Annotated in this window: 16 protein-coding genes and 1 riboswitch; of the genes, 8 read left to right on the forward strand and 8 right to left on the reverse strand. The window is 57.2% G+C overall.

Annotated features, from left to right (window positions below; all coding sequences use genetic code 11):
- Nucleotides 1-12: 12 nt before the first annotated feature.
- Complete coding sequence (locus U9O48_RS19095; RefSeq protein WP_102104786.1) at nucleotides 13-435, reverse strand: DUF1249 family protein; 423 nt, start codon at nucleotides 433-435, stop codon at nucleotides 13-15.
- Complete coding sequence (nudF, locus tag U9O48_RS19100) at nucleotides 432-1,064, reverse strand: ADP-ribose diphosphatase (protein ID WP_282494289.1); 633 nt, start codon at nucleotides 1,062-1,064, stop codon at nucleotides 432-434. Before nudF ends, U9O48_RS19095 begins: the two co-directional genes overlap by 4 nt.
- A 201-nt stretch (nucleotides 1,065-1,265) precedes the next feature.
- Here nudF and tolC point away from each other — a divergent pair, with 201 nt between their 5' ends.
- The 3 genes from tolC to U9O48_RS19115 all read left to right on the forward strand — a co-directional run bounded on the left by tolC (nucleotide 1,266) and on the right by U9O48_RS19115 (nucleotide 4,779).
- Nucleotides 1,266-2,750, forward strand: coding sequence for an outer membrane channel protein TolC (tolC, locus tag U9O48_RS19105; RefSeq protein WP_282494288.1), 1,485 nt, complete (start codon nucleotides 1,266-1,268; stop codon nucleotides 2,748-2,750).
- Nucleotides 2,751-2,953: 203 nt separating this feature from the next.
- Complete coding sequence (locus tag U9O48_RS19110) at nucleotides 2,954-3,616, forward strand: DUF1190 family protein (RefSeq protein ID WP_285143991.1); 663 nt, start codon at nucleotides 2,954-2,956, stop codon at nucleotides 3,614-3,616.
- Between the two features lie 2 nt (nucleotides 3,617-3,618).
- Nucleotides 3,619-4,779 carry a glutathionylspermidine synthase family protein gene (locus tag U9O48_RS19115; RefSeq protein WP_103946988.1) on the forward strand — a complete coding sequence of 387 codons (1,161 nt, stop codon included), beginning with the start codon at nucleotides 3,619-3,621 and terminating at the stop codon, nucleotides 4,777-4,779.
- A gap of 87 nt (nucleotides 4,780-4,866) precedes the next feature.
- On the opposite strand, the gene ygiD is transcribed toward U9O48_RS19115, so the two are convergent.
- Complete coding sequence (ygiD, locus tag U9O48_RS19120; RefSeq protein ID WP_285148269.1) at nucleotides 4,867-5,655, reverse strand: 4,5-DOPA dioxygenase extradiol; 789 nt, start codon at nucleotides 5,653-5,655, stop codon at nucleotides 4,867-4,869.
- A 196-nt stretch (nucleotides 5,656-5,851) separates the two neighbouring features.
- Here ygiD and zupT point away from each other — a divergent pair, with 196 nt between their 5' ends.
- Nucleotides 5,852-6,625 (forward strand): zinc transporter ZupT, encoded by a 774-nt coding sequence (gene zupT / locus U9O48_RS19125; protein WP_100778889.1) that lies wholly within the window; start codon nucleotides 5,852-5,854, stop codon nucleotides 6,623-6,625.
- A 31-nt stretch (nucleotides 6,626-6,656) separates the two neighbouring features.
- On the opposite strand, the gene ribB is transcribed toward zupT, so the two are convergent.
- Complete coding sequence (gene ribB / locus U9O48_RS19130; protein WP_095283406.1) at nucleotides 6,657-7,310, reverse strand: 3,4-dihydroxy-2-butanone-4-phosphate synthase; 654 nt, start codon at nucleotides 7,308-7,310, stop codon at nucleotides 6,657-6,659.
- 105 nt (nucleotides 7,311-7,415) lie between these two features.
- Nucleotides 7,416-7,566: riboswitch (FMN riboswitch) on the reverse strand.
- 121 nt (nucleotides 7,567-7,687) lie between these two features.
- Between ribB and ubiK the strand changes: the two genes are divergently transcribed.
- Both ubiK and U9O48_RS19140 read left to right on the forward strand, forming a co-directional pair.
- Nucleotides 7,688-7,981: a ubiquinone biosynthesis accessory factor UbiK gene (ubiK, locus tag U9O48_RS19135; protein ID WP_285148268.1), complete on the forward strand. Its 294-nt coding sequence runs from the start codon at nucleotides 7,688-7,690 to the stop codon at nucleotides 7,979-7,981.
- 106 nt (nucleotides 7,982-8,087) lie between these two features.
- Nucleotides 8,088-9,245, forward strand: coding sequence for a DDE-type integrase/transposase/recombinase (locus tag U9O48_RS19140; protein ID WP_324723013.1), 1,158 nt, complete (start codon nucleotides 8,088-8,090; stop codon nucleotides 9,243-9,245).
- Between the two features lie 134 nt (nucleotides 9,246-9,379).
- On the opposite strand, the gene hldE is transcribed toward U9O48_RS19140, so the two are convergent.
- Genes hldE through U9O48_RS19155 form a run of 3 tightly spaced genes read right to left on the reverse strand, consistent with a single transcriptional unit; the run spans nucleotide 9,380 to nucleotide 15,028 of the window.
- A complete protein-coding gene (gene hldE / locus U9O48_RS19145; RefSeq protein WP_282494285.1) occupies nucleotides 9,380-10,810 on the reverse strand; it encodes a bifunctional D-glycero-beta-D-manno-heptose-7-phosphate kinase/D-glycero-beta-D-manno-heptose 1-phosphate adenylyltransferase HldE in 1,431 nt (476 codons plus the stop codon).
- A gap of 40 nt (nucleotides 10,811-10,850) precedes the next feature.
- On the reverse strand, nucleotides 10,851-13,706 hold the full coding sequence (glnE, locus tag U9O48_RS19150; RefSeq protein ID WP_324723014.1) for a bifunctional [glutamate--ammonia ligase]-adenylyl-L-tyrosine phosphorylase/[glutamate--ammonia-ligase] adenylyltransferase: 2,856 nt from the start codon (nucleotides 13,704-13,706) through the stop codon (nucleotides 10,851-10,853).
- A 20-nt stretch (nucleotides 13,707-13,726) separates the two neighbouring features.
- On the reverse strand, nucleotides 13,727-15,028 hold the full coding sequence (locus tag U9O48_RS19155) for an inorganic triphosphatase (RefSeq protein ID WP_324723015.1): 1,302 nt from the start codon (nucleotides 15,026-15,028) through the stop codon (nucleotides 13,727-13,729).
- A 231-nt stretch (nucleotides 15,029-15,259) separates the two neighbouring features.
- Between U9O48_RS19155 and U9O48_RS19160 the strand changes: the two genes are divergently transcribed.
- Together U9O48_RS19160 and U9O48_RS19165 are read left to right on the forward strand one after the other, a co-directional pair.
- Nucleotides 15,260-15,880 carry a TIGR04211 family SH3 domain-containing protein gene (locus U9O48_RS19160; RefSeq protein WP_282494496.1) on the forward strand — a complete coding sequence of 207 codons (621 nt, stop codon included), beginning with the start codon at nucleotides 15,260-15,262 and terminating at the stop codon, nucleotides 15,878-15,880.
- 60 nt (nucleotides 15,881-15,940) lie between these two features.
- Complete coding sequence (locus U9O48_RS19165; RefSeq protein WP_324723016.1) at nucleotides 15,941-17,182, forward strand: multifunctional CCA addition/repair protein; 1,242 nt, start codon at nucleotides 15,941-15,943, stop codon at nucleotides 17,180-17,182.
- A 10-nt stretch (nucleotides 17,183-17,192) separates the two neighbouring features.
- Here U9O48_RS19165 and bacA read toward each other — a convergent pair whose 3' ends face one another.
- Entirely contained in the window at nucleotides 17,193-18,014 is an 822-nt protein-coding gene (gene bacA / locus U9O48_RS19170; protein WP_282494281.1) for an undecaprenyl-diphosphate phosphatase, read from the reverse strand.
- Nucleotides 18,015-18,025: the final 11 nt, after the last annotated feature.

Consider the following 18,025-nt stretch of genomic DNA (forward strand, 5'->3'; position numbering starts at 1 on the left):
AGGTTTATGACGCTAACAAACCGGAATCGCCATTGCTCCATGTGCTAAACAATATCTTAGCCAGTCAGCTAAAAACTGGTTAATTTGATGCTTTTCGTCGCGTTGATGCAACTTTTTATTAGGATAATCATATCGCGCTTTGAAGCGAAAGATCTGCTGACTTGAACACACTTCAGCCACCATCGCGTCGTGATAAAGCCTGACGGTCATCGACGGCAGGCTCCAGTAGCTCACCGAGGGAGCCGTCTGTTTGATCTCGACAAGCGTAGTGTAGCGAGTGGATTCCACAATCGTTAAGCGATATTGCGCGTTGCTCACCTGATAGCTCACCGTTTCACCGGCCGCGTCGGTGCGCGGCAACAGGCGACGTAATTGTGCGAAGTTGGTCTCGCACAGACGCATCATTTCTGGGAAGTCAGGTGTATAACGCTTCATTTTTTCCACTCTTTTCGTAAGTCTTGATAATGCAGCTGGAGCCATTGCAAAGCGATGACAGAGGCTGCGTTGTCGATTTTCCCCTCATTGACCCATTGATAAGCCTGCTCCCGACTCACCACATGAACACGAATATCTTCGTTTTCATCTGCCAGACCGTGAATACCTTGCGCGGTCGTGGCGTCCACTTCACCCACCAGAATCGAAGAGCGCTCGGTAGCTCCACCCGGGCTTGCCAGGTAGCTCAGCACCGGTTTGGTTCGGCCCACAATCAGCCCTGCTTCTTCCTGTGCCTCGCGGCGGGCGACGTCTTCCGGCGTTTCGCCCTCTTCGATCATCCCGGCGACGATCTCCAGCAGCCACGGGCTTTCGCTGGTATCCAGGGCGGCAATTCGAATCTGCTCAATCAATACCACTTCGTCACGCACTGGGTCAAAGGGTAGCAACACTGCGGCATGCCCGCGCTCAAAAATTTCGCGGCGGACTTCGCCACTCATTTCACCGTTAAACAGCCGATGCCTGAAACGGTAAAGTTCCAGTGAAAAAAAACCGCTATAAAGCTTTTCCCGTGCAATAATTTCTACATCGTTTTTGGTGAAAGTCACTGGCAACTTATCTGGTTTCTGCATGGCGGTATCCTGGTCACAATTGTGTTGAAATCATGAATTTCAAGCTGTTTGGCTGCCGTTTCAAAGGCTATATGATAGATTGGTGCAAATTACCGCCAGATGGCACGTAACGCCAACCTTTTGGTGTGGATGATTCTGTTAGAATCGGCAATTATTTTTAATTAGATCAGCGCTAATACTGCTTCACAACAAGGAATGCAAATGAAGAAATTGCTCCCCATCCTTATCGGCCTGAGCCTGACGGGCTTCAGCGCGATGAGCCAGGCAGAAAACCTGTTACAGGTTTATCAGCAAGCACGTCTGGGCAACCCTGAGCTGCGTAAGTCAGCCGCCGACCGTGATGCTGCGTTCGAAAAGATTAATGAAGCACGTAGCCCGCTGCTGCCGCAATTGGGTTTAGGCGCAGATTATACCTACAACAATGGCTTCCGCGATGCGAACGGCGTGAACTCCAACGTCACCAGCGCGTCCCTGCAATTAACGCAGACCTTGTTTGATATGTCCAAATGGCGCGCGCTCTCCCTGCAGGAAAAAAGCGCCGGTATCCAGGACGTGACCTATCAGACCGATCAGCAAACGCTGATCCTGAACACCGCCACCGCGTATTTCAATGTGTTGAGCGCGATCGATTCGCTCTCCTATACCGAAGCGCAGAAACAGGCGATTTACCGTCAGTTAGATCAAACCACCCAGCGCTTCAACGTGGGTCTGGTGGCGATCACTGACGTGCAGAACGCCCGTTCACAGTACGACAGCGTGCTGGCGAACGAAGTGACTGCCCGTAACAACCTGGACAACGCACTCGAATCTCTGCGTCAGGTGACCGGCAATTACTACCCTGAGCTGGCGTCCCTGAACGTCGACAATTTCAAGACGGACAAGCCGCAGGCCGTTAACGCCCTGTTGAAAGAAGCTGAAAACCGTAACCTGGCACTGCTGCAGGCTCGTCTGAGCCAGGATCTGGCGCGCGAGCAAATCCGCCAGGCGCAGGATGGCCATCTGCCTACCGTGGGCCTGACCGCATCGACGGGCGTTTCTGACACCAGCTACAGCGGTTCAAAAACCAATAATTCGACCCAGTACGATGACAGCAACATGGGGCAGAATAAGATCGGCCTGAACTTCTCTCTGCCTCTGTACCAGGGCGGCATGGTGAACTCTCAGGTCAAACAGGCTCAGTACAACTTTGTTGGCGCGAGCGAGCAGCTTGAAAGCGCGCACCGCAACGTCGTGCAGACTGTACGTTCTTCCTTTAACAACGTGAACGCCTCCATCAGCAGCATCAACGCGTACAAACAGGCCGTTGTGTCTGCGCAAAGCTCCCTCGATGCGATGGAAGCGGGTTACTCCGTCGGTACTCGTACCATCGTTGACGTGTTAGACGCGACCACCACGCTGTATAACGCGAAGCAACAGCTCTCCAGCGCACGTTACAACTACCTGATCAACCAGCTGAATATCAAATCAGCGCTGGGTACGTTGAACGAGCAGGACCTGCAGATGCTGAACAGCACGCTGGGCAAACCGGTTTCCACCACGCCTGAAAGCGTGGCACCAGAAAACCCACAGCAGGACGCTAATGCTGATGGCTACAACGCCAATAGCACCGCCCCTGCTGCACAGCCAGCCGCCGCTCGCACCACCACGACCGGTAGCAACAGCAACAACCCGTTCCGTAGCCATTAAGTTTTGCCCGATGGCGCTTCGCTTATCGGGCCTACCGTCGTGTAGGCCGGTTAAGCAGAGCGCCAGCTGGGGCGAAATCACATCCAAACGTAAGCCAACGTAAAGATCCCCCCGAATCCCCCTCTGCGCTTCATTTTCGACCACTCATCCTCTATCCTGAGCCTTATTTACTGTGTGTTCACCTCTGGGTCCTGGAAGACAAAATGAAACGGACAAAAACGATTAATCACGCTTCGTTCCGCAAAAACTGGAACGCGCGCCACCTCACCCCTGTCGCCCTGGCGTTCACCGCCGTCTTTATGCTGGCAGGCTGTGAGCAATCCGATGAAACGGTATCGATGTATCAGAATGCCGATGACTGCTCGTCAGCCACCGGTAAAAGCGCAGAATGTACCACTGCCTATAACAACGCCCTGAAAGAAGCGGAACGTACCGCGCCGAAATATGCCACCCGTGAAGACTGTATCGCCGAGTTCGGTGAAGGTCAGTGCCAGCAGGCACCGGCTCAGGCCGGTATGGCGCCAGAAAACCAGGCGCAGGCTCAGTCCAGCGGCAGCTTCTGGATGCCGCTGATGGCGGGTTACATGATGGGTCGTATGATGGGCGGCGGTATGGGCCAGCAGCAGCCGCTGTTCAGCTCCAAAAATCCGTCCAGCCCGGCGTACGGTAAGTACACCGATGCGAGCGGCAAAAACTACGGTGCGGCAACGCCTGGCCGTACCGCGACCGTTCCGAAATCCGCTATGGCACCTAAACCTGCGACCACCAGCACCGTAACGCGCGGTGGCTTTGGCGAATCCGTGGCGAAACAGTCCACTATGCAGCGTAGCGCGACAGGCTCCACTTCTCGCTCAATGGGCGGCTGACCATGGAACGAGTCAGTATTGTCGAGCGCCCGGACTGGCGCGAAAAAGCGACTGAATACGGTTTTAACTTCCACACCATGTACGGCGAACCCTACTGGTGTGAAGATGCCTACTACAAGCTCACCCTCGCCCAGGTCGAAAAACTGGAAGAGGTGACCGCCGAGCTGCACCAGATGTGCCTGAAGGTGGTGGAAAAGGTGGTTGCCAGCGATGAGCTGATGACCAAATTCCGCATCCCTAAACACACCTGGGGTTTTGTGCGTCACGCCTGGCAGACTAACCAGCCTTCCCTCTACTCGCGCCTCGATCTGGCGTGGGACGGCGTGGGCGATCCTAAGATGCTGGAAAACAACGCTGATACGCCGACCTCGCTGTACGAAGCGGCGTTCTTCCAGTGGATTTGGCTTGAAGATCAGATTGCTGCGGGCAACCTGCCGGAAGGCAGCGACCAGTTCAACTCCCTGCAGGAGAAGCTGATCGAGCGCTTCGCAGAGCTGCGCGAGCAGCACGGGTTTAATTACCTGCATCTGGCCTGCTGCCGCGATACCGTGGAAGATCGCGGTACCGTGCAATATCTGCAAGATTGCGCCGCCGAAGCGGAAGTGGCGACGGAATTCCTGTACATCGAAGACATCGGTTTAGGCGAGCGCGGCCAGTTTACGGATACCCAGGACCAGGTGATCAGCAACCTGTTCAAACTCTATCCGTGGGAATACATGCTGCGCGAAGTGTTCTCCACCAAGCTTGAAGACGCGGGCGTGCGCTGGCTGGAACCGGCCTGGAAGAGCATTATCTCCAACAAAGCGCTGCTGCCGATGCTGTGGGAGATGTTCCCGAACCATCCGAACCTGCTGCCCGCGTATTTCGCCGAAGACGACTATCCGCCGATGGATAAGTACGTCATCAAGCCGATCTTCTCCCGCGAAGGGGCCAACGTTTCGATTATTGAAAACGGCAAAACCCTGGAAGCGGCCGAAGGGCCGTACGGCGAAGAAGGGATGATCGTGCAGGAGTTCTATCCCCTGCCGAAATTTGGCGACAGCTATGTGCTGATTGGCAGTTGGCTCATCAACGATCAGCCAGCCGGGATTGGCATTCGCGAAGATCGCGCGCTGATCACTCAGGATCTGTCACGCTTCTATCCGCATATTTTTGTGGAGTGAGTGTTTGTGCCGGGTGGCGGCTTCGCCTTACCCGGCCTACGATCTGCCTTTGTAGGTCCGGTAAGCGCAGCGCCACCGGGCTTTCTTTTAGCCCACCTGCACGGAAAGCATACTCAGACTTCCCATCTCAATGCCGTCCACCGGTACGGTAACGGGTTCACTGCCGTCCCACGCACCGAGGACGTACAGCAGCGGCAGGAAGTGCTCCTCCGTTGGGTTCGAGAGCGAACCGCCCTCATGATCCAGATAGTTCACCAGCGGATGGTCTTCCGCCGGGCCCTGCCAGGTCAGATTCGCTTTGACAAAATCATTGAACGACGTCGCCCACGGATACGGCGTGTTTTCACCGTGCCAGCGCGCCGTGCGCAGGTTGTGGACCACGTTGCCGCTCGCCACCAGCATGATGCCTTCGTCGCGCAGTTTCGCTAGCTTGCGGCCCATCTCCAGGTGCCACGCCGCCGGTTTGTTGCTGTCGATACTCAGCTGCACCATCGGGATGTCAGCATCCGGGTACATTTTGATCAGCACGCCCCAGGAGCCGTGGTCGAAGCCCCAGGCCTCTTTATCCAGCGTCACAGGAACCGGGGCCAGCAGATCGACCAACTGCTGTGCCAGCGCTGGCGAGCCCGGTGCCGGGTAGTGCGTGTCGTACAGCGCCTGCGGGAAGCCGCCAAAATCATGAATGGTTTTCGGTGCTTCCATGGCCGTGACGCCGGTGCCGCGGGTAAACCAGTGCGCAGAGACCACCACGATCGCCTTCGGACGAGGCAACGTCTCGCCGAGATGACGCCAGGCGCGGGTATAGACGTTATCTTCCAGGACGTTCATCGGGCTACCGTGGCCCAAAAACAGTGCTGGCATACGAGAAGAAGTCATGGTGATATCCTTACATAGGGTGTCTGTTTAATGTCACTACATTACCCGCTATCTGCACAACATGAACTCAGATAAGCATGATGGAGATCTTCAGTAAATTTGAATGTAAGGAAACTGTAAAGCCGGGAGTCCCCTCTCGCTTTGCAGCAGATTAATCATTAGCATTAATGAGAATCATTATCATAAGGAGCGATTCATGTCAGTACCCTTGATTCTGACGATACTTGCGGGTGCCGCCACCTTCATTGGTGCGATTCTTGGCGTGCTCGGGCAAAAGCCTTCGAACCGCGTACTGGCATTTTCTCTCGGCTTTGCCGCCGGGATCATGCTGCTGATCTCCCTGATGGAGATGCTGCCCGCGGCGCTCGGCACCGAGGGAATGTCGCCGGTGCTCGGCTACGGCATGTTCGTCGTGGGTCTGCTGGGCTATTTCGGTCTCGACCGCATGCTGCCCCACGCGCATCCGCAGGATTTGATGCAAAAAAGCGTCAAACCGTCGCACGGAAATATCAAACGCACGGCCATTTTGCTCACCCTCGGCATCAGCCTGCACAACTTCCCCGAGGGCGTCGCCACCTACGTGACGGCGAGCAATAACCTCGAGCTGGGCTTTGGCATTGCGCTGGCCGTAGCGTTGCACAATATTCCTGAAGGACTGGCGGTGGCTGGACCGGTTTATGCAGCAACGGGCTCAAAACGCACGGCGGTGTTCTGGGCCGGGATTTCGGGTCTGGCGGAAATTTTAGGCGGCGTGCTGGCGTGGCTGATTCTCGGCAGCATGATCTCCCCGGTAGTGATGGCGGCGATTATGGCGGCGGTAGCGGGGATCATGGTCGCGCTGTCGGTTGACGAGCTGATGCCGCTGGCGAAGGAGATCGATCCTAACAACAACCCCAGTTACGGCGTGCTGTGCGGAATGTCAGTGATGGGATTGAGTCTGGTGCTGCTACAAACTGCGGGCATTGGATAAAAAAACGCCGGGATAACCCGGCGTTTTTTATTTAGCTGGCTTTGCGTTCGTGCGCCTGGCGGTAGGCCACCAGGTCTTCGATCGTCACCACAGCCATATTGTGTTTCTTCGCAAACTCGATGCACTCCGGCGCGCGTGCCATGGTGCCATCGTCGTTGGTCAGTTCACAGAGTACACCCGCAGATTTAAAGCCTGCCAGCGTCACCAGATCGATGGTCGCTTCAGTGTGGCCGCCGCGAGTCAACACGCCGCCCGGCTGCGCGCGCAGCGGGAAGACGTGGCCAGGACGGTTCAGGTCTGAAGGTTTTGCGTTGTCAGCGGTAGCGGCACGAACGGTCGTCAGACGGTCAGCGGCAGAAACGCCGGTGGTCACACCGTGCGCGGCTTCGATGGTCACGGTAAAACCGGTGCCGAATGCGCTGGTGTTGTTTTCGACCATCATCGGCAGATCGAGCTGTTTACGACGTTCGTCGGTCAGACAAAGACACACGATGCCACTGCCGTGACGGATGGTCAGCGCCATCTGCTCAACGGTCATGGTTTCTGCGGCGAAAATCATATCGCCTTCGTTTTCACGGTCTTCGTCATCGAGAACCATCACACCGCGATGTTCACGGAGTGCGGTCAGTGCAAGCTCTACACGATCGGTAGAGGTGCCAAAAGCGGAAAGTAGCGTCTGATTCATGGTAAAAAAACCTCATTAAAATTATGGTTACCAGAATCAGGGCAGTCTTAGGAGCACCGCGTAAGCGGCAAAAAAATAACGTGAGCGGGCCTCGCCCGGCTGGATCGTTACTCTCTCCCATCCGGACTCTAACCGTCGGCTCTGGAATTACACCAGATCTGCTGACCTTTGAGTTTTCACCCAAAGCGCTCGCGGGCTTTCAGCGCAAGGCTGATTTACCGCCGGTGGGGAATTTCGCCCCGCCCTGAGAATAAGCGAGATAACTATAACGCTATTGATTATGCTGGGCAATGCATAAGCATCAAACAATTCTGGTTTATGTCTATGGGTTACGCGCTACAATGTTCGCTAACACCTTCCGATCAAGGGAAACGACCATGATTGACCCGAAAAAAATTGAACAAATTGCCCGTCAGGTTCATGAATCCATGCCGAAAGGCATTCGTGAGTTTGGCGATGACGTCGAGAAGAAAATCCGCCAGGTACTGCAGTCGCAGCTGACGCGTCTTGATCTGGTGAGCCGTGAAGAGTTTGACGTGCAGACGCAGGTTCTGCTGCGTACCCGCGAAAAGCTGGCGCTGCTTGAACAGCGTCTGACCGAGCTGGAAAACCGCAGTCAGCCAGCGGAAGTGAAACCGGCGCCGGCGATCCCGCCCGTCGAAGAAGCATAAGCACTTATTGCCCGGTGGCGCTTCGGTATGAACCGGAAACATGGGTAACACTTTAGACCGGATACATGGGTAACAGTTATAACTGGCATAGAAGAGGAGACTCACTATGCCCTGGACTGAGACCCGACCTATGCAACGCCTTGAATTTATCCGTGCCTGCCATGCAGGCGCGGACTCCTTTTCTGCCCTTTGCCGTCTCTTCGGCATCAGCCGCAAAACCGGCTACAAGTGGCTTCAGCGCTTCGAACCTTCTGACCCTTCCTCGCTCTTCGACCGCTCGCGGGCACCCCACTCCTCGTCCCGCTCTGTCCCGGATGACATCGCCGGTTATCTGACGGCATTACGGCAAAAACACCCGGACTGGGGGCCTAAAAAACTGCGGATGTGGTGTCTCAACCACGCTGTCGATTTTACCGTGCCCGCGGCCAGCACCATCGGCGATATCCTCAAACGCGAAGGCCTCGTACCGGATAAAAAACGTAAGCGCAGGACACCGGGAAATCGTCAGCCGCTGACCAGGGTCAGTGAAAACAATCAGGTCTGGAGCGCTGATTTTAAAGGCAAGTTCAGACTGCTGAGCAGGGAGTACTGCCATCCCTTCACCCTGACCGATAACCACAGCCGGTATCTCCTGAGCTGTCGCGGAACAGACCGGGAGAGCGAGCCGTTCGTCCGACAGTGCCTGACGGAGGCGTTCCTGGAATACGGGCTCCCGGATGTGCTCAGAACCGACAACGGCCAGCCGTTCGCCGGGACGGGTATCGCCGGATTAAGCCGTCTTGCGGTCTGGCTGATAAAGCTGGGTGTCAGGCCGGAGCGTATCCGGCTGGGACATCCGGAGGAGAACGGACGTCATGAACGCATGCACCGTTCGCTGAAGAGCGCCCTGCGGCATGGCAATACCTTCATGACGATGGAAGAGCAGCAGCGCTGGTTCAGCCATTACCGGGAAGAGTTTAACTACGAAAGGCCGCATGAAGCCCTGGCGGGCGCAACGCCCGGAACGGTGTGGCAACCCTCAGGCCGGCAGTGGGATGGCAGGGTTCCTGAATACGCTTATCCGGCAGGGGGTATGGTGTACAGAGTCAAATCGAGGGGCACGCTGTATATGGGTAAAAAGGGGACGGTGTTCCTGAGTGAAGCCCTGACTGGCGAATGCATTATGCTGGAAGAACAGGATGATGGCCTGGAGGCCATCATCTTTAATGGAATAACGCTTGCGTACTACGACCGAAAAACCGAGAGTGTGGTCCGGATAGACTAGAAAGTGTTACCTATGTTCCCGGTCTGATCTGTCACCTATGTATCCGGTCATACACTTCGCTTACCGGGCCTACAAAACCGTAGGCCGGGTAAGGCGCAGCCGCCACCCGGCGAAAAAGCGCCACCGGGCTTTTGTTACTGACTATCCTTCTGGATCTTCTTAATGATGTTGGTGGTTGAACACCCGTCCTCAAAGTTGAGCACCATCACTTCGCCGCCATTGGCCCAGACCTCTTCGCTACCCGCAATCTGCTCTGGCTTATAATCGCCGCCTTTCACCAGCAGATCCGGCAGGATGCCGGCAATCAGACGCTGCGGCGTGTCTTCTTCAAAGGAGACAACCCAGTCGACGGCTTCCAGCGCGCCGAGCACAATCATGCGCTGCTCCAGCGGATTCACCGGACGCGTTTCGCCCTTCAGACGTTTGGTCGATGCATCGCTGTTCACCGCGACAATCAGGCGATCGCCGAGCTTGCGCGCATTCGCCAGATACGAAACGTGGCCCGCGTGCAGAATGTCGAACACGCCGTTGGTCATCACCACTTTCTCGCCGCGCTTACGCGCCGCCGCGACGGCGGTTTTCAGCTCGTCTTCACTCATCACGCCAAAACCGGTATCCGCACGACCGCGCACCGCGTTTTCCAGCTCGATCGGTGACACGGTAGACGTCCCGAGTTTACCGACAACCACGCCCGCCGCCGCGTTCGCGAAGTAGCAAGCTTCTTCGAGGGAATTGCCCGCCGCCAGCGTTGCCGCCAGCACGCCAATCACCGTATCGCCCGCACCGGTCACGTCGTAAACTTCCTGTGCCTGGGTCGGCATATGCAGCGGTGGCTTGCCCGGCTGCAGCAGCGTCATGCCCTGCTCAGAGCGCGTCACCAGCAGCGCGGAGAAGTCGAAATCGGCGATGATTTTCATCCCGCGTTCAACGATCTCTTCTTCGTTTTTGCACTTACCCGCCACCGCTTCAAACTCAGACAGGTTTGGCGTCAGCAGCGTCGCACCGCGATAGCGCTCGAAATCGGTCCCTTTCGGGTCGATCAGCACCGGAACGCCCGCTTTACGCGCCAGCTGGATCATCTGCTGTACGCTGGCGAGCGCGCCTTTGGCGTAGTCAGACAGCACCAGCGCGCCGATATTGCCCAGCGCCTGTGCGATACGCTCGTGCAGCGGCTCAGGATCGACGCCTTCAAAACCTTCTTCAAAGTCGAGGCGGATCAGCTGCTGGTTGCGGGAGAGCACGCGCAGTTTGGTGATGGTCGGATGCGTCGGCACGGAAACGAAGTCGCATTTCACGTTGACTTCGGTCAGCGTTTTGCTGAGCGCGCGCGCCGCATCATCAATGCCGGTCAGCCCGACCAGACGGGAATGCGCGCCGAGAGAAGCAATGTTCATCGCCACGTTGGCCGCGCCGCCAGGACGCTCTTCAATGGTATCGACCTTAACGACCGGGACCGGGGCTTCCGGCGAGATGCGGCTGGTTGGCCCGTACCAGTAGCGGTCCAGCATCACATCACCGACAACCATAACCCCAGCACGTTCAAACTCTGGCAGTGTTACTTTCATTCCTGACTCCAGAAAGATTCACAATTTGCGCGCGATAATATCACACTTGTTTCGATACGCACGGCTCCACCAGCCACTTCTGCCAGCTGGTACGAACACGTTCTCGCTCGATGTTAAAACATTCCGGCGCCACATGGCCCGGCTGTTCCTGTAACGCCAGATGATGCAATTCATCGCGCAGCGTGGTGTAAGCGTGGGTCAACGCCTGCGCTTCCTGCTCATCCATAATGTCGTTTTGCGCCAGCAGTTCCAGAATGCGCACGTTATCAGACCAGCGCGTCAGCTTCGGCTTGTCATGCGCATGACGGAGCACCAGGTACTGGGTAATAAACTCGATATCGGTGATCCCGCCCTCATCGGCTTTGATATCAAAGCGATCGCGATGTTTGTTGCCCAGATGGGCGCGCATTTTCTCGCGCATTTCGCGCACGTCGGTCTGCAACTTTTCGCCCTCGCGCGTCGCGGTCAGGACATCGCGGCGAATCGCGTCGAACTGCGTTTTCAGCTGCGGATCGCCGTACACCACGCGAGCGCGCACCAGCGCCTGATGCTCCCACGTCCATGCCTCGTTTTGCTGATAATCCGCAAAAGATTCAGTGGAAGTGACTAACATGCCCGCCGCGCCGGACGGACGCAGTCTTGCATCCACTTCGTACAAAATCCCGGACGACGTTCGGGTGCTGAAGAGGTGCATAATGCGCTGCGCCAGGCGCAGGTAGAACTGACGCCCGTCGATTTCCCGCTCGCCGTCGGTCATGACATCAACCGGGCAATCGTGAAGGAAGATCAGATCCAGATCGGAGCTGTAACCCAGCTCCCAGCCGCCCAGTTTGCCGTAGCCGACCACGGCAAAACCGCGGCCTTCGCGATCCGCCAGATGTTTCGGCTGGCCGTAGCGCACCACCATCTGCCCCCAGGCCTGCTGGACCACCGCGTCGATGATCGCTTCCGCAAGCCAGGTGAGATGGTCGCTGACTTTCATCACGGGCAGGGTTCCGGCGATATCCGCCGCCGCCACGCGCAGCATCTGCGCCTGCTTAAACTGGCGCAGCGCCTCGAGCTGTTGCTCTTCGTCCTCTTCCGGCACACGCAGCAGATACTGGCGCAGCTCATCGCGATAGGCATCCATCGCCGTCGGCTGATAGAGCGTATTCGGGTCGAGCAGTTCGTCCAGCAGCAGCGGATAGCGCGCGAGTTTACTGGCCACCATCGGCGACGCGGCGCAGAGCGAAATCAGGTGTTTGAGCGCGCCGGGGAATTCGCTCAGGAGTTCAAGATAAGTCGTGCGGGTGATAATCCCGGTGAGCAGCGGCGTCAGGCGCGATAGCGGGATCGGCGCATCCGCCCGCGAGCAGACGTTGCTCAGCAGATGCGGCATCAGGTGATCGAGCACCTGTCGCCCGCGCGGCCCGATGGCGCGTTTGTTCATTTCCATGCGAAAATCTGCGATGAGCGCCACCACGCGATGGCGGTCGTCATCGCTCAAATGCGCCAGCACCGGCGTGGTGTCGTCCTCCTGCAGCGCATCCTGCCACAGTTCGCGCCAGTGTTCGGACAGGGTATCGTCCGCCGATTCGGCTTCGTCATCGCCAATCAAATCGTTGAAGATCCGCCGCACGCCCGCCATATGGGCGTCGAGCTGTTCGGTCAGTTTTTGCCAGTCGTCAACGCGCATCCCCCAGGCCAGACGCGCCCGGTTGAGATCGTCGCCCGGCAGGGTCTGGGTCTGTTCGTCGTTGATACTTTGCAGCAGGTTTTCGAGACGACGCAAATAGAGATAGGCATCGTGCAGGGTTTGTGCATCGCCTTCCGGCAGTAAATGCAGTTGTTCGATGGCGTTCAGCGTCGGGAGCAGCGAACGGGATTGCAGGGACGGCTCGCGCCCGCCGCGGATCAGCTGGAAGACCTGAACGATAAACTCAATTTCACGGATACCGCCCGCGCCGAGTTTGATGTTGTCTTTCAGGCTCCGACGACGCACCTCGCGGGCAATCATCCCTTTCATGTTGCGCAGGGACTGAATGACGCTGAAATCGATATAGCGGCGGAAAACGAACGGGCGCAGCATGGCGCGCAGCTCATCGGCGTAAACGTCGCCGTTATCGCCCATGATCCGCGCTTTCACCATCGCGTAGCGCTCCCAGTCGCGGCCCTGCTCCTGGTAATAATCTTCCAGCGCGGCAAAGCTCAGCACCAGCGGACCGCTGTCGCCGAACGGACGCAGGCGCATATCCACGCGATAGACGAAACCGTCCTGAGTCGGCTGGTCCAGCGCCTTAATCAGCCGCTGACCGAGGCGGGTAAAGAACTGCGCGTTATCGAGCTCGCGGCGTCCGCCGCGGGTTGCGCCCTTTTCCGGCCAGGCGAAGATCAGGTCGATATCCGACGAGAAATTCAGCTCGCCGCCGCCCAGTTTCCCCATGCCCAAAATCATCAGCGGCTGCGGCGTGCCCTCTTCGCTGCACGGCGTGCCCCACTCTTTGCAGCAGGCGTCGTACAGCCAGTCGCGCGCGGCCACAATCAGCGTTTCTGCAAGAACGCTAAGTTGCTGCAGGGTGCTCTCTTCGCTCACCAGCTCCAGCGACTGCGCCCAGGCGATACGCACCATCACGCGGCGGCGGAACTGGCGCAAAACGCGCATCAGCGTCGGCTCATCGTTCACCTCTGCCAGCGCGTCGCTCAGCCACTGCGCATAGTGCTGCCACTCGTCGGCCTGCGGCGGTGCCGCTTCCAGTTCAGCCAGCCAGTCAGGATTCGCGGTGATGCTCTCCTGGACAAAATCACTAAAAGTAAGCACTTGCTGCGCCTGCTCACTGAGTGAGTCGGCGGGTAATGATTCCGGCAGACGCGCACAAACCGTCTGCCAGTGCTGCGTGAGCTGTGAAGAAAGCGGCATTATCGGGTTCCTTGCCTGAGTTAACGTTTTCCGCTGTGCAGCCAGAACGGCTCTTGCGAAATAGCCTCATTGCGGAAATGTTCAATTTCAATACGCTGGCGCGTTTCAATGGCATGGCGAAGCCCCTGCCAGTTCTCCAGCCACGCCTGCGCTTTCGGGCCGTCATAGCTCCCCGCCAGCAGCAGAACGCTGTCGATATCGCGGTTCAGACGCACCAGCTGATCGCTGTACTGATCGCCAAGCGGGCGGTCAAAAATGGTTTTCAGCTCCGAGTTGCTGCGGGAGAGATGCGTATCGGCGAAACGCTTGAATGAGTCGGCGATTTTCTTCTGGGTTTTGTCATCCAGAAAACGCTGCCAGCCGCGCGTCACCAGAAACTCAGTCAACGCCAGTTTGGCGGCTGCAGTTTGCGGGCTGTAGACCGCCGTCTCAGCAGAGACGTCCGTCGCCATCAGGGTTTCGGTCTGGGTCAGGAAATCACGTAAGTGAGCGCTCGCTTTACGCGGCACCACACCGCCAAACAGGGTCAGGGTACTGCGCACCAGGCCCATCGCCGCAATCACATGTTTTTTCGCTTCGCTCACGCCGCGCACCCACAGCTCTTCGTGGTATTGCCACTGGCTCAGAGCCAGCTCCAGCGAGGCTTCCAGCCCCTGCTCGACGCTGGATTTGGGTGCCACGTGCAGAAGGGTGGTGGCTTTCACCTGACGCGGCGCATTGCCCGCCGCCAGATGGTACCCGCGCGCGGCTTTGCTGAGGCTGCCCTGACGCAGGCCAGACTGGCCCACCAGCTTACGCGCCAGCTTCAGCACGTCGTCGGCGTTGCCTTCCAGCAGTTCAAGTTCCAGCTCGCAAATCGGCTCCTGGAACTCGCCCGCTTTCACTTCGCCCAGATCGAGGGCAATCTCAATGCGACTTTTCCCTTCGTTCACCAGCCACTTTTCGCGCCAGAAATCGGTGCTGAACAGCGGCTGCACCTGGTCTGACAGCCCGTCCGGCAGTTCGCCGTTCGGCCAGACGTCTGCCGGAAGTCGACTCAATTCAAGTTCTGGTTTTTCAATGTCGATATTATATTCAGGGCGCTGATGTAAACCGCCGACCACACGCCCGGCAATTTTCATCGTCATCTCGTAGCGCCCATTCGCGCCACGAATGCGCAGCCCCATATCATGGCTACGCAGCCAGTTATCGGCGGTTTCGTAATAGATATTAAGGAGTTGAACCGGTTCGTGATGTTCAGCGTTCAGCTGATTCAGATGGGTTCGCAGCGCATCGACGCTGCCCTTTTCGACGATAAATTTTAGTTCGATTTCTTGTGCCATAGCCCTGTACTTTCGGTTGCGTCACAGCCGCGTCAATGAAGGCGAACTTCCTCGCCATTTGTTTGTCAGTACATAGTATTTTGCGCCAAATTGCCACGCAATGAGCAATTTGACGGGCGTAAAAGTTTAACGCGGTGGCACAGATGATTCCGATAGCTGATGCGAATGCTTTGCGTGGAGACACTGTTGCCACTACTATCGTTCCACTTTTTATGAAAATAACGACTAATGATGCTTAAATTACGCCTGATTGGACTGACTTTACTTGCTTTCAGCGCCGCGACCGCGGTCCATGCTGAAGAGAAACGTTATGTTTCTGACGAATTAAACACCTGGGTACGTAGCGGCCCTGGAGACAATTATCGCCTCGTGGGCACGGTGAATGCCGGCGAGGAAGTGGTTCTGTTACAGACAAATCAGGACAGTAATTACGGTCAGGTGCGCGACAGCACGGGCCGTACGTCGTGGATCCCGCTTAAACAGCTGAGTAATGTGCCTAGCCTGCGCACCCGCGTGCCGGATCTGGAAAATCAGGTCAAAACCCTGACCGACAAACTGACCAACATCGACACCACCTGGAACCAGCGCACGGCCGAAATGCAGCAGAAAGTGGCCCAGAGCGACAGCGTGATCAACGGCCTGAAAGAAGAGAACCAGAAGCTGAAAAACGAGCTGATTGTGGCGCAGAAGAAAGTGAGCGCCGCCAATCTGCAGCTCGATGACAAACAGCGCACCATCATTATGCAGTGGTTTATGTATGGCGGTGGCGTGCTGGGCGTGGGTCTGTTCCTCGGTCTGGTGCTGCCACATCTGATCCCGAGCCGTAAGCGTAAAGATCGCTGGATGAACTAATTCGTCTTCTCTGCCAGACTTACGTATTATCTGGTCAAAAGAGAATTCGGGAGTTCAGGCGTGAAGATTTATCTGGTCGGTGGTGCGGTTCGTGATGCGTTGTTAGGTCTGCCGGTCAAAGATAAAGACTGGGTTGTGGTGGGTGCCACGCCCGAAGAGATGCTTAACGCGGGCTACCAGCAGGTAGGCCGCGATTTTCCCGTGTTTCTTCACCCTAAAAGCCGCGAAGAGTACGCCCTGGCGCGCACGGAGCGTAAAGCCGGTTTCGGTTATACCGGTTTTACCTGCTATGCCGCGCCGGACGTCACGCTGGAGCAGGATCTGCTGCGCCGCGATCTGACCATCAACGCCCTGGCGCAGGACGATGACGGCCAGATCGTCGATGCCTACGGCGGCCAGGCCGATCTGCAAAACCGAATTTTACGCCACGTCTCCCCGGCCTTCTCTGAAGACCCGCTCCGCGTCCTGCGCGTGGCGCGTTTTGCTGCCCGCTACGCCCATCTGAGTTTCCGCATTGCCGATGAAACCATGGCCTTAATGACCGCCATGACCGACGCGGGCGAGCTGGAACATCTCACGCCGGAACGGGTGTGGAAAGAGACGGAAAACGCCCTCACGACGCGCAATCCGCAGGTCTTTTTCCAGGTGCTCCGCGACTGCGGCGCGCTGAAGGTACTGTTCCCGGAGATCGACGCCCTGTTTGGCGTTCCGGCCCCGGCGAAGTGGCATCCGGAAATCGATACCGGTATTCATACCCTGATGACCTTAAGCATGGCGGCGATGCTCAGCCCGGAGGTGGACGTACGTTTCGCCACGCTCTGTCACGATCTGGGTAAAGGCTTAACCCCGAAAGCGCTTTGGCCTCGTCATCACGGGCACGGCCCGGCGGGCGTCAAACTGGTGGAAAACATCTGCCTGCGCCTGCGGGTGCCCAACGAGATCCGCGATCTGGCAAAACTGGTCGCTGAATTCCACGACCTGATCCACACCTTCCCGATCCTGAAACCGGCCACCATCGTCAAGCTGTTCGACAGCATTGACGCCTGGCGCAAACCGCAGCGCGTCGAGCAGATCGCGCTCACCAGCGAAGCGGACGTGCGCGGGCGCACCGGTTTTGAAGCCTGTGATTATCCGCAGGGCCGTTTGCTGCGTGAAGCCTGGGAAATTGCGAAAGCGGTGCCGACGAAAGCGGTGGTGGAAGCTGGATTTAAAGGCCCGGCAATCCGCGACGAGTTAACCAAACGCCGGATTCAGGCCGTAACAGACTGGAAGGAAACGCGTTGCCCTCAGCCGAAAGACTGAGGGCAGTGGCTCAGAAGAAGACCACGTAAACGGCCGCTGCCACGATGAAGCGGTAGATCGCAAACGGAATGAAGGAAATACGTTTGATGATCTGCAGGAAGGTTTTGATCGCCACCAGCGCGACCAGGAACGCGGTCACAAAGCCCACGGCGAACATCGGGATATCGCCCGCCGTCAGGAAGTGGTAACTCTTATAGAGATCCAGCGCGGTCGCACCCATCATCATTGGCACCGCCAGCAGGAACGAGAACTCGGACGCCGCGTAGCGACTCACACCCATCAGCATCCCGCCGGAAATCGTCGCCCCTGAACGGGAAAAGCCCGGCCAGAGCGCCAGACACTGGAAGCAGCCAATCATAAACGCCTGACGGTAGGTCATGTCGTCCAGACCCGGCGCTTTCGGCTCTTTCGGTTTCAGCAGTTCGGCGGCAATCAGCAGCACACCGCCAACCACCAGCGCGTACATCACGTTAATCGGGTTAAACAGCGATTTGATCGTGTCGTGGAAAATCAGCCCCAGCACCACCGCCGGCACCATACCGAGCAGGATGTGAATCAGCGTCAGACGGCCTTTACCCTCACCTTCGTGCTGCGGCGGACGGCCAAAGTGAATGCCGATAAGCCCAAACAGGCGACGCCAGAACATCACCACCACGGCCAGAATGGAGCCCAGCTGAATCACCACTTCAAAGGTCTTTGCCGTTTCACCTTCGAAACCGAGCAAATGACCGACGATGATCATGTGTCCGGTACTGGAAACGGGCAAAAATTCCGTCAATCCTTCGACCACACCCAGTATTGCCGCCACCAGCAGCGAGTGTATATCGCTCATCTATTAACCCT

The organism is Lelliottia sp. JS-SCA-14, from assembly GCF_035593345.1.
Lineage (GTDB): Bacteria > Pseudomonadota > Gammaproteobacteria > Enterobacterales > Enterobacteriaceae > Enterobacter > Enterobacter wanjuensis.